Here is an 11,373-nt window from a genome sequence, read left to right on the forward strand (position 1 = left end):
ACATGACAAAGGAAAGCGACAGGCTGGCGCAGCTCGAACGCATCGCTCGCATCAAGGCGGAACGCGAACTGAAACGCTTCGCGGCCTTCAGCCTGCACATGGCGCAGGCGCAGAACCACGCGGGCGCCATGCGCACCGCCCTGGACCAGAGCTATCGCAGCACCGCGCCCTTGTCGGTGGCCGAGGCGCGCATCGCCAACGCCCAGGCCGGCCGCAGCGCGCGCGAATTGCGCCAGGCCGAGGCCGAGGTCGCGCGGATGCTGCCGCGTTTCGACGCTGCCCGCCGCGACGCCGCCCGCGAATTCGGCCGGGCCGAGGTGCTGCTGTCCTTGTCGGCTTTGCGCCGCGCCGATGAAAAGGCGCCGCGCTACTGACCATGCCTTTCGCGGGGCGATGTTCGCATGGCGCGGTGCGGTGGCGTCGGGCGGGGCTTAACCCCCTTTCAGGCCCGGCGTGGCCGGACCAGGCAGCCCCGGGGGCGGCGAAAGCGGCTGCCCGGGCCGTCAGGCAGGGCGAGGCTCGACCCCATCATCGGCCGGCCGGGCGCAGCGGCACGGGCCGGCGAATGATCATTGATCGGCCTGCCCCGGGCCCATCGACTCCAGGTCGATGTCCACCCAGACCAGCCGGTGGTCCGAGGCAGCCTCGACCGCCGGCGCCAGCGGATCGCCCGGCGCGGGCCAGACCACGCCGCTGCCGGTGACGCGCAAGGTCTTGGCGGGCAGAATGTAGTCCACGCGCAGGTTGCCCGGGCCGGCGGGATCGAAGACGCCCGTGTCCAGCGCCGGATCGCCGCGATGCCCCGCGTTGACGCCGGTCTGTTCCGGCTGGAAAGCCCCCCTGGGCCGGGGATCCTGCGCGTGATCCAGCAGCGCCATCATCGCCTCGGGCCGTCCCTCGCCGTCGGCCAGATCCAGGTTCGGATTGCCCGCCAGCACAAAGGGTGCAGCGGGCAGGTGGCGCAGCCAGAAGGCGGCCTCGTCATGGTTGCGGCGGCCGTTGCGGTCCTCGGGGCCGTCGAAGACCGGAGGCGTGGCCGACCAGGCCAGCAGGTGCAGCGCGCCCCGTTCGGTCAGCACCGGCACGTCCCAATGCGCGGTCGAGGACAGGCGCTGGACCGCCGCCGCGTCGGGCGCCAGCGGGGGCATCAGTGCGCCGGGCAGGTCGCGCCACAGGACCGCCGAATGATCCGTCGCGGATCCCAGCGGCAGGCGCGACAGGATCGCCATGCCGTTCTGACCGGAAAACTGCCCGAAGCCCTGCGCGTCTTCGGCCCCGCCCCGCCGCCCATCGCCATTCGCGTCCAGGCCGGTCGGCATGCCGCTGTTCGGGCGGGCGGCAAAGCGGTGCGGCATGGGATGGCCCGCCTGTTCCAACGCCTCGGCAAAGGCGGCCAGCGCCAGCCCCTCGCCATCCCAGTCGATCCCGGTCAGCACGATCACGTCGGGCGCGGCGGCGGCGATCACCTGCGCCGCCGCCAGCACCTGCGGATCGGCCCGGCGGATGTCGCGCAGCAGCAGGCCCGGCCCCTTGCGGGTCAGGCCGGGGTCATAGGTCGCCACCCGCAGATCCTGCGCGGCGGCCCCGGTGGCCAGAAAGGCCGTCACGATCCAGACAAAGGCTTGCATCGCGCAGGAATTGCACGGGCCGCGCCCCGTGCCAAGCCCCGGACCGACATGCCTGCCGGCCCTTGCGCGTCGCGCCGGGCTTGCGGGCGTCCGCACCGCAAGCAGGCCCCGTCCAGATGCAGGACTGCGACGCCGCCGGGCAACAGGTGGCAACAGATTGCCCAAGGATCAAAGCCGGACTTGCATTTGCGCCAGAAGCAAACATGTGATGCCGCGCAAACGCCCCCTGGCCCCGAGTTCCCATGTCACCCCATCGTCCAAGCCGCCGTCACCTGTTGCAAGCCGCCCTGGGCAGCGGGGCGTTTCTCCTGCTGCCGCATCCGGCCCGGGCCCAGGGAACGGCAGGCGGCGAAAGCCTGCCCTTTTCCTTTGATCTGTTGCGCGGCATGGCGCGCGATCTGGCGGCCAAGCCCTATGCCGCCCCCGAAATCGCCGATCCCCAGATCCTCGATCAGGTGGACTACGACCGCCACAACCAGGTCCGCTTCCGCCCCGACCGCAGCCTGTGGCAGGGCCAGGGCGACATCTCGCCCGTGCAGGCCTTCTTTCCCGGCATGTATTTCCGCAATCCCGTGCGGATCCATACGGTTGAAAACGGCATGGCGACCGAGGTGCCCTTCTCGCTGGACCTGTTCGAGATCCCCGAGGGCAATCCGGCCCGCCAGCTGACCCGCACCAAGGGCTTTGCGGGCTTCCGGGTCCAGGACGCCAGAACCGGGATCGACTGGATGGCCTTTCTGGGCGCGTCCTACTGGCGCACCTCGGGATACAGCGGGCAGTTCGGCCTGTCGGCGCGGGGGCTGGCCATCGACACGGCGATCCCCGACGGACCCGAGGAGTTTCCGCTGTTCACCCAGTTCTGGCTGGAACCTGCCCGGAACGGCGACCTGACCGTTTATGCGCTGCTGGACAGCCCGCGCGCGACCGGCGCTTACCGGATCGAATCGCGCCGAGGCAACGGGGTCGCGCAGGATGTCACCGCCACGGTCTTTCTGCGCGACGCCGTGGAACGGCTGGGGATCGCGCCGCTGACCTCGATGTTCTGGTTCGGCAAGAACACGCCCCATGTTTCGCCCGACTGGCGGCCCGAGGTGCATGATTCCGACGGGCTGGAGATCCTGGCGGGCAACGGCGAACGCATCTGGCGGCCCTTGAACAACCCGCCGGGGACAATGGTGAACAGCTTCGCCGCGCCTTCGGTCAAGGGGTTCGGGCTGATGCAGCGGGAACGCGATTTCGCGCAATATCAGGACGACGGGGTGTTTTACGAGAAACGCGCCAGCGCTTGGATCACGCCCAAGGGCGATTGGGGCGACGGCGCGGTGGTGCTGGCGGAGCTGCGCACCGACGACGAGATCCACGACAACATCGTGGCCTTCTGGCAGCCCGCCGGCCCGACCGCGAAGGGCCAGCGGCACGATTTCGCCTATCGCCTGGATTGGGTGCGCGACAACCCGGCGGTCAGCCCCATCGCCCGTTTCATCGCCACCCGTCTTGGCGCGGGCGGCATTCCCGGCCAGCCCCGGCCCAAGGGCGTGGTCAAGGTCGTCTGCGACTTTGCCGGGCCGAACCTGAAGGGCCTGGACCGAGAGGACGGGCTGACCTTGTCCGTCTCGACCGGGCAGGCGCAGGTGTCGAACGCCGCGGTTTACCCGGTTGTCGGCACCGACTATTGGCGCGCGCTGTTCGACCTGTCCTTTGCGGAAACCGGCACGGCGCCCATCGACCTGCGCGCCTATGTCGATCAAGGCGGCACGGCGATGACGGAAACGCTGATCCTGCAACTGTTCCCGTCGCAGTTGCGCGCCCTGCTGGCCCGCACCCCGTAGGCGGTGCCCCGTCCCTTGGGGCGCGCATCAGTGCGCCAGCATATCCGCCACGATCCCCCGGGCATCCAGCGAAGCCGGATAATAGGTGGGCCAGTTCGTCACCTCGGCCAGCAGGGCGGCGCGGTTGTCGCCCCAATACAGGTGGAAATGGTCCGACGGCTCGGGCGCGATGCGGTGGTCGCTGAACTGGATGAAGCGCGGCGCGGCCGGGTCGCCCCCGGCCTTCCTGAAGACGAAGCGCACGCCCCGGTTGCCCTTGGCATAGGTCAGGATCTCGAACCCGTCGCCTTCATACCGGCCTTGCGCCGACTGCCCGCCCCGGTGGAACGTCACCCGGTCGCCGTGGAAACGAGACGGAGCGGGCCATGCCCGCCCCTGTGTCCGTGGTTCCCGCGATCCGCTCAGCGATACAGATCGCCGAACCGGTCGCGCAGCAGGTTCTTCTGCACCTTGCCCATGGTGTTGCGCGGCAGTTCGTCCACGAACAGCACGCGCTTGGGCTGCTTGAACTTGGCCAGCCGCCCGTCAAGCGCCGCCAGCACGTCCGGCTCGGTCAGGGCGTCCGTCCCGGTCGGCACCACCACCGCCGTCACCCCTTCGCCGAAGTCGCGGTGCGGCAGGCCGATCACGGCGGATTCGGCCACGCCGGGAAGGGCGTCGATCTCGGCCTCGATTTCCTTGGGATAAACGTTGTAGCCGCCGGTGATGATCAGATCCTTGCCGCGCCCGACGATGTGCAGATAGCCGCGTTCGTCGAACTTCCCCAGATCGCCGGTGATGAAGAACCCGTTCGGGCGCAATTCGGCGGCGGTCTTTTCCGGCATCTGCCAATAGCCCTTGAAGACGTTGGGGCCGCGCACCTCGATCATGCCGATCTCGCCCCGGGGCAGTTCGGCGCCGGTTTCGGGATCGGTCACGATGATCTCGACTCCCGGCAGGGGCAGGCCCACGGTTCCCGCGATCCGGTCCCCGTCATAGGGGTTGGACGCGTTCATGTTGGTTTCCGTCATGCCGTAGCGTTCCAGGATCGCGTGGCCGGTGCGGGCCTGCCATTCGCGGTGCGTTTCCGCCAGCAGCGGCGCCGAGCCCGAGATGAACAGCCGCATATGGGCGGTGGTGTCGCGGTTCAGCCGGTCGTCCTGCAACAGCCGGACATAGAAGGTGGGCACCCCCATCAGCACGGTTGCGCGCTCCATCAGCGCGATGACCCGGTCGGGGTCGAATTTCGGCAGGAAGATCATCGAGGCGCCGGAAAACAGCGTCACGTTGGTCGCCACGAACAGGCCGTGCGTGTGAAAGATCGGCAGCGCATGGATCAGCACGTCATCGGCGGCATAATGCCAGGCGTCGCGCAGGGCCGTCGCGTTGGACACCAGGTTGCCGTGGGTCAGCATCGCGCCCTTGGACCGCCCCGTCGTCCCCGAGGTGTAAAGCAGCGCCGCCAGATCGTCGGCCTTGCGCGGGACGGTGGCGAAATCCGGCGCGGCGCCGGCGGCGGCTTCCGTCAGGCTGCCCTGCCCGCCCGCGTCCAGCGTGACGATCCGCGCGCCTGCCCGGCTGGCGGCGTCGCGCAGGGCGTCGGCCCGGGCGGGATCGCAGACAAGCACCGCGGGGGTCGCGTCGCCGATGAAATAGTCGATCTCGGCGGGCGTATAGCCGGTGTTCAGCGGCAGGAAGACCGCGCCCGCGCGCAGGGTCGCCAGATACAGGATGATCGCCTCGACCGACTTTTCCACCTGCGCCGCCACCCGGTCGCCGGGCCGGACGCCCAGCGAGACAAGGGCGTTGGCCATGCGGCCGGCGCGCCCGATCAGGTCGCCATAGCTGATCCTCTCGCCCCCGGCGGTCTCGATGGCGGCGGCCTGCGCGTCGGCGATGCCGGTTTGCAGGATGTCGAACAGGTTGGCGTTCATGGCTTTTCTTTCTTGGTCGTGGTTTGTGCATCGGCCAGGTGGCGGCGCACCGCATCCGATGCGGCGATGTCCGTGCGTTCGGCGAAAGCCTCGTGGTTGGCCTCGATCCGGCTCGGATCGTAAAGGTAGTTGACCATCAGCCCGTGCGATTGCTTCAGGCCGTTGGCCGACACGTCGCCCCCGAAGTTCAGCCGCTCCAGGCAGGCGCCGTTGCCCAGGTGAAAGCGGGCGACGGGATCGACCGCGCGGCCCTTGGCGTCGCGGGCGCGCAGGAAATAGATCGCGGCCGCCGTCAGCAGCGGTTCGCGCAGCGCCTGCGCCGCCTGGGTGTCCACATGCCAGCCGGGCTGGTCCAAGGGCTTCAGCGCGGCGCGCAGGCCGTCGTCCAGCATGTCGCCCCCTTTCCGCGCCTGCGCCAGCCAGGCGGCAAAGCCCGGAACCGGGGACAGGGTGACAAAGGTTTGGATGTTCGGCAACTCGGCCTTCAGTTCCTCGACCACCTGCTTGATCAGGAAGTTGCCGAACGATACCCCCGCCAGCCCCTTCTGGGTGTTCGAGATGGAATAGAACACCGCCGTGGTGGCCTGATCCGCGTCGATGGGGGTGCGGTCTAGATCCAGCAGCGGCGCCACCGTTTCGGGAATGGCCCTGGTCAGCGCGACCTCGACGAAGATCAGCGGTTCGTCCACCAGCTGCGGGTGGAAAAAGCCGTAGCAGCGCCGGTCGGTCGGTTGCAGGCGGTTGCGAAGGTCGTCCCAGTTCTGGATGGCGTGGACGGCCTCGTAGCGGATGATCTTTTCCAGGATCGCGGCGGGGGTGTTCCAGTCGATATGGCGCAGCACCAGAAAGCCCCGGTTGAACCAAGACGCGAACAGATGCGCGAAATCGCCGTCCACCCGGCGCAGAACGGGGTTGTCCCCGAGGTGGCGCAGCAGTTCCTCTCGCATCCGCACAAGGGCCGCCGTGCCGCCGGGGGCGAGGTTCAGGCGGCGGAACAGTTCCTGGCGGCGGGGTTCGGCGGCCCGGTGCAGGGCCTCGATGGCCTCGGCGGAACCGGGGTCGCGCTGAAGGGCGGCCAGCGCCTTCTCGACGGCGGTGCCGTCGGGTCCGAAACGGTCGGCCAGCGTTGCCAGGAAGTCCAGGCGCTTGCCCTCGTCGGCTTCCTCGAAGGCGGTGACAAGGGCGCGGGCAAGGGCCACGCCCGAGGCCTCGCCCCGGCGCGACAGCAGCAGCTCGCCCATCTCGGGCAGGCCGGGGGGCGCCGTCACCTGCCCCGCCGGATCGCGCCAGCGCAGCAGGGCGCGGCCCCGGTCGGTCAGCATCTCGAACAGGTCTCCGAAGCGGCTTGGGCGGGGGGTCTGCACGGTCCTGGTCACGCTTGTCTCCTGTGAAAGGGTGCCGCCGGATCAGCCCGGCAGCACGACGAAGATCAGCCACAAGACCACCGGGGCGAGAACCGTCACAATGGCGCCATAGCTCAGCAGCTTGCGGAAAAAGGCCTGCCGGTCGGTGCCATGGGCATTGGCCAGCACCAGCGCGCCGTTGGTGGAAAACGGGCTGACATCGACAATGGTGGACGCGACCGCCATTCCGGCGATAAAGCCGATCGCGCCGACGCCGCTTTCGCCTTGCAGGAAGGGCACCGCCAGCGGGATCAGCGAACCCAGCACGGCGGTCGATGACGCAAAGGCCGACACCACCGCGCCGATGAAGAACAGCATCAGCGCGGCCAGCATGGGCGAGGCCATGCCCGCCACCGATTCGCCCACGAAGTCGATGGTGCCCATCCCTTGCAGCACCGCGACATAGGTGCTGACGCCGGTGATCAGCATGATCTCGGGCCAGGCGACCTGGGCCATGGCGCGTTTCTGCATGGTCGGGTTCCACAAGGCCAGCGCCAGCCCGATGGTCAGCGCGACAAAGCCGATGTCCAGGTTGAAGGCCAGCACCAGCACCGCCAGCAGAACCAGCCCGGCCAGGGTGAAGAACTGATAAGGGGTGCCGTCGGGCTGGTCGCCTTCCTCGACCTCGGCCACGAGGCGGTTCGAATCGCCGCCCGCTTCCTTGCTCACGCGCCTGGTCAGGGCCTGCGCCTCGCTGTCGCCGAAGATCTGCGGGCCGGTGGCGGCGCGGGCGATCTCGACATGGGGGACGCGCACGGCCTCGATGGTGTCGCGGGCCGACATCAGGCTGCGGCCGCCCAGGAAAACGAACAGGATCCCCGCCACCGCCGCGTTCACCAGAAAGCTGGCCGCAAAGGTGGTCAGCGCCGACAAGGGCAACCCGGCCTCCTGGACGACGCCGTTGGTGATGCCGCCATAGATGCTGATGGGCGAGAACCCCCCCGCCTGCGCGCCATGAACCACCATCAGGCCCATCAGCAGCGGGCTGATGTGATACCGGAAGGCAAAGCCAAGCGCGATGGGCGCCACAATGGCGACCGCGCCGGGGCTGACCGCGCCCACCGCGGTCAGCAGGGCCGAGATCCCGAACATGATCCAGGGGATCGCGCCGATGCGGCCCTTGACCGCGCGCACGGCCATGCGCACCAGCCAGTCGATGGTGCCGTTGTTCTGGGCCAGCGCGAACAGCCAGGTGATGCCGACAAGGGTCAGGAACAGCCCGCCCGGAAAGCCCGCGATGATGTCCTTGGTCGCCTGCCCGGCCAGCAGCGTGCCGACCAGAAAGGCCCCGACAAAGGCCAGAACGCCCATGTTGATGGGCCAAATGGTCGCAACCACGAACATCAGCACAAGGGCATAGATGGAAACAAGATGTGGTGTCATGCGGCTCTCCCCTTTTCCTGCATGAACGGCGTCGGGGATCCGCCTCCGCACGAATCCTCCTCCCGCAGGTCTTATACCGCTTGCCGAAAATGATGTATATAACAGGAGCGGTGATGGATGTTTCAGTGGACCTCGGCTAGGATGGCCGCACGGAGGATCAGCCCCTTGTCCAGCGTTCCGAACACCCTGCGCATCCGGCGCGCCCTGGAAGACGCCATTGTCCAGGGCCGTTTCCTGCCCGGCACCCGCCTGGATCCCGAGGCGCTGGAGCGCGAATTCGACTGTTCCCGCACCCCCATCCGCGAGGCGTTCCAGCAGCTGGAAGCCTCGGGCCTGGTGCGCGTCATGCCCAAGCGCGGCACCTTTGTGACGCAATGGTCGCCCGAGGAACTGGCCGAACGCTTCGAGGTCATGGCCGAGATCGAGGCAAGCTGCGCCCGCCTGGCGGCCCGGCGGATCAGCGAGGCCGAGCTGGCCGCCCTCCGGCAGGTGCATGACGACTGCCGCCGCCTGGCCCTCGCCGGCGAGGTCGAGGCCTATTACCACCGCAATTCCGACTTTCACCACTGCATCTACCGCGCCACGCACAACATGTTCCTGACGCAGGAAGCCGCCCGGCTGCACGCGATGCTGCAACCCTACCGGCGGATGCAGTTGCAGGTCCGCCATCGCATCGGCCGCTCGTTCACCGAACATGACGCCATTGTCGCGGCGATCGGGAACGGCGATGCCGCGGCGGCGGCCCGCGCGCTGCGCGATCATGTCATCGTGCAGGGCGACCGCTTTCACGACCTGATCGCGGCGATGCGGCAGACGCTGGCCTAGAACGCAGGGCGGGCTGCCCCCTTTGCAGGGTTCAGCCTTGGCCGCGGCGGCGGATCAGCCGGAACAGGATCGGCGCGCCGGTCAGCACCAGGATCACCCGGGCGATGTGATGGGCCACCACAAAGCCCAGATCGGCCCCCGCGATCAGGGCCAGCATCGACATTTCCGCCTGCCCGCCCGGCATAAAGGCCAGAAAGCCCTCGACCGGCGGGGCAAGCCCGGTCAGGGTCACGAATTCCGTCACCGCCCCGGCCAGGACCGCCAGGATCAGCACGAAAACCGCGCCGCCTGCAACGGTTTCGCGCAGCTCGCGCAGGGTCACGCCGACATAGCTCACGCCGATGCTGATGCCGATCAGGAACTGCGCGGCCAGCAGCGCCTCGCGCGGGGGGCGCATGTGCAGGATGCCCGCCAGCGACAGAACCGCCGCGACGATCAGCGGCCCCAGGATCGCGGCGCCGAACAGGCCGATCCGTTCAGCGCCCTTCCAGCCGACAATGGCCGCGGCGGCCATGATCAGAAGCTCGGACGGGGGGATGTCCCCGGCGGGCTGCCCGACCGGATGGGTCAGCTCGACCCCGTAGACGGTCACCAGCAGCAGCGGCCCGACCAGCATGATGACCAGCAGCCGCGTGACATGGACCAGCGAGACCTGGCGCACGTTGGCCCCCGCCTCGGCCCCGAAGATGGTCATGTCGGCCGCCCCGCCCGGCATGGCGGCATAAAAGGCCGTCACCAGGTCGAAACCGCAGAAGCGGCGAAAGAACGGCACGCCGACCAGGCCGATGGCGGCGATGTAGAACGGGACGATCGCGACCGAGGCCAGCATGGACGGCAGTTCCGCCACAAGCGCGGGCGTGACCGCCGCACCGATGGCCACGCCCAGCACCGACCGCGCAGCGACCGAGATCTGGCCCAGGCCGATCAGCCGAACGCCTGCCAGCGCCGCCGCCAGCGAAGCCACCATGGGGCCGAACAGGAAGGGCAGCGGCAGGCGCAGCAGCCAGAACAGCCCGACCCCGACCACGCCCACCAGCACCGTCGCCGCCTGCCGCGCGCGCCGACCGTCTGCCCTTTCCATCCGCACCCTCGTTCAGACCTCGTTCCGGCCTGACGCCAGGATGCAGAACAGCGTGATCACCGCCGCCGCCGCCATGTAGTAGCCGACATGGGCCAGGCCATGGTTCTGCTGCAACCAGGTCGCGGCATAGGGCGCCAGCGAGGCCCCGAAGATCCCCGCGAAGTTGAAGGTGATCGACGACCCGGTATAGCGCACCCGCGTCGGGAAAGGCGCGGCCAGCGCGGCGCCGATGACGCCATAGGTCAGGCCCATCAGGAACATGCCCATTGTCACGAACAGGTAAAGCCCGCCCTCGCCCCCGCCCGTCAGCGGCGCCAGAAAGAACGAAAAGCCGCCGATCAGCACCGTGACGACGATCAGGAAGGGCCTGCGCCCCACCGCATCCGCGATCCTGCCCGCGACGGGGATCGCGATGCCGAACACGACCGAGCCGTAGATCTGCATCAGCAGCGCGTCGGTAAAGGCGATCTGGCGCACCTTGACGTTGTAGGACAGCAACCAGGCCGAGCAGATGTAGAACAGCACGAAGGTCACCAGCGCCACGAAGGTGCCCAGGAACAGGCTGCGCTTGTGGTTGCGGAACAGCTCGACCACGGGAACGGACACGCGCTGGTCGCGCTTGACGGCCTCGGCGAATTCGGGCGTCTCGGTGATCGACAGGCGGACCCACAGGCCCATGACGATCAGAACGATCGAGGCCAGGAAGGGCAGGCGCCAGCCCCAGGCCAGCAGGTCGTCCTGGCTCATGAAATGCAGAAGCACCCAGAAGAAGCCCGAGGACAGGAACAGCCCGACCGGCGCGCCAAGCTGGGGGAACATGCCATACCAGCTGCGCTTTCCCTCGGGCGCGTTTTCGGTCGCCAGCAGGACCGCGCCGCCCCATTCGCCGCCCAGGCCGAAGCCCTGGCCGAAGCGGCACAGCGCCAAAAGCGCGGGCGCGGCGACGCCGATCTGCGCATGGGTCGGCAGCAGGCCGATGGCGACGGTGGAAATCCCCATCGTCAGCAGCGCCGCGACCAGCGTGGCCTTGCGCCCGACGCGGTCGCCGAAATGGCCAAAGACGATCGCGCCGAAGGGACGCGCGAAAAACGCGATGGAAAAGGTCGCAAAGGACGCCAGCAGCGCCGTTGTGGCGTCCGACGCCGGAAAGAACAGGGTCGGAAAGACCAGCACGGCGGCGGTCGCATAGACGTAGAAGTCGAAGAACTCGATCGTCGTGCCGATCAGGCTGGCCAGCAGCACCCGCGCCGGAGAGTTGACCGGGCTGCCGGCGCGCGCCGCCAAGGGCGCGGAAATCGTCTGATCAGTCAT

9 protein-coding genes and 1 pseudogene are annotated in these 11,373 nt (G+C 68.6%); 3 read left to right on the forward strand and 7 right to left on the reverse strand.

Features of this window, described 5'->3' with window-relative positions; genetic code table 11:
- The first annotated feature begins 2 nt into the window (after nt 1-2).
- Nucleotides 3-374, forward strand: a complete 372-nt coding sequence (locus ACFOM8_RS03710; RefSeq protein WP_377759431.1) for a hypothetical protein — start codon at nt 3-5, stop codon at nt 372-374.
- Nucleotides 375-569: 195 nt separating this feature from the next.
- On the opposite strand, the gene ACFOM8_RS03715 is transcribed toward ACFOM8_RS03710, so the two are convergent.
- Nucleotides 570-1,628: an endonuclease/exonuclease/phosphatase family protein gene (locus ACFOM8_RS03715; RefSeq protein WP_377759433.1), complete on the reverse strand. Its 1,059-nt coding sequence runs from the start codon at nt 1,626-1,628 to the stop codon at nt 570-572.
- Nucleotides 1,629-1,870: 242 nt separating this feature from the next.
- Between ACFOM8_RS03715 and ACFOM8_RS03720 the strand changes: the two genes are divergently transcribed.
- Nucleotides 1,871-3,457 (forward strand): glucan biosynthesis protein, encoded by a 1,587-nt coding sequence (locus ACFOM8_RS03720; RefSeq protein WP_377759435.1) that lies wholly within the window; start codon nt 1,871-1,873, stop codon nt 3,455-3,457.
- A 27-nt stretch (nt 3,458-3,484) separates the two neighbouring features.
- Here the strand turns inward: ACFOM8_RS03720 and ACFOM8_RS03725 are convergent.
- The 4 genes and pseudogenes from ACFOM8_RS03725 to ACFOM8_RS03740 form a co-directional block, all read right to left on the reverse strand.
- A pseudogene (locus tag ACFOM8_RS03725) lies at nt 3,485-3,799 on the reverse strand (ZinT family metal-binding protein); the annotation flags it as partial.
- 59 nt (nt 3,800-3,858) lie between these two features.
- Nucleotides 3,859-5,370, reverse strand: a complete 1,512-nt coding sequence (locus tag ACFOM8_RS03730; RefSeq protein WP_377759437.1) for a malonate--CoA ligase — start codon at nt 5,368-5,370, stop codon at nt 3,859-3,861.
- Nucleotides 5,367-6,746, reverse strand: coding sequence for a malonyl-CoA decarboxylase (locus tag ACFOM8_RS03735; RefSeq protein ID WP_377759439.1), 1,380 nt, complete (start codon nt 6,744-6,746; stop codon nt 5,367-5,369). Before ACFOM8_RS03735 ends, ACFOM8_RS03730 begins: the two co-directional genes overlap by 4 nt.
- 30 nt (nt 6,747-6,776) lie before the next feature.
- Nucleotides 6,777-8,156, reverse strand: a complete 1,380-nt coding sequence (locus ACFOM8_RS03740) for an SLC13 family permease (RefSeq protein ID WP_377759441.1) — start codon at nt 8,154-8,156, stop codon at nt 6,777-6,779.
- Between the two features lie 165 nt (nt 8,157-8,321).
- On the opposite strand from ACFOM8_RS03740, the gene ACFOM8_RS03745 reads away from it, so the two are divergent.
- A complete protein-coding gene (locus ACFOM8_RS03745) occupies nt 8,322-8,981 on the forward strand; it encodes a GntR family transcriptional regulator (RefSeq protein WP_377759442.1) in 660 nt (219 codons plus the stop codon).
- 31 nt (nt 8,982-9,012) lie between these two features.
- On the opposite strand, the gene ACFOM8_RS03750 is transcribed toward ACFOM8_RS03745, so the two are convergent.
- Together ACFOM8_RS03750 and ACFOM8_RS03755 are read right to left on the reverse strand one after the other, a co-directional pair.
- Complete coding sequence (locus ACFOM8_RS03750) at nt 9,013-10,062, reverse strand: AbrB family transcriptional regulator (protein WP_377759443.1); 1,050 nt, start codon at nt 10,060-10,062, stop codon at nt 9,013-9,015.
- Between the two features lie 12 nt (nt 10,063-10,074).
- Nucleotides 10,075-11,373, reverse strand: coding sequence for an MFS transporter (locus ACFOM8_RS03755; protein WP_377759445.1), 1,299 nt, complete (start codon nt 11,371-11,373; stop codon nt 10,075-10,077).

It is taken from the genome of Paracoccus angustae (genome assembly GCF_042648745.1).
Taxonomy (GTDB): domain Bacteria; phylum Pseudomonadota; class Alphaproteobacteria; order Rhodobacterales; family Rhodobacteraceae; genus Paracoccus; species Paracoccus angustae.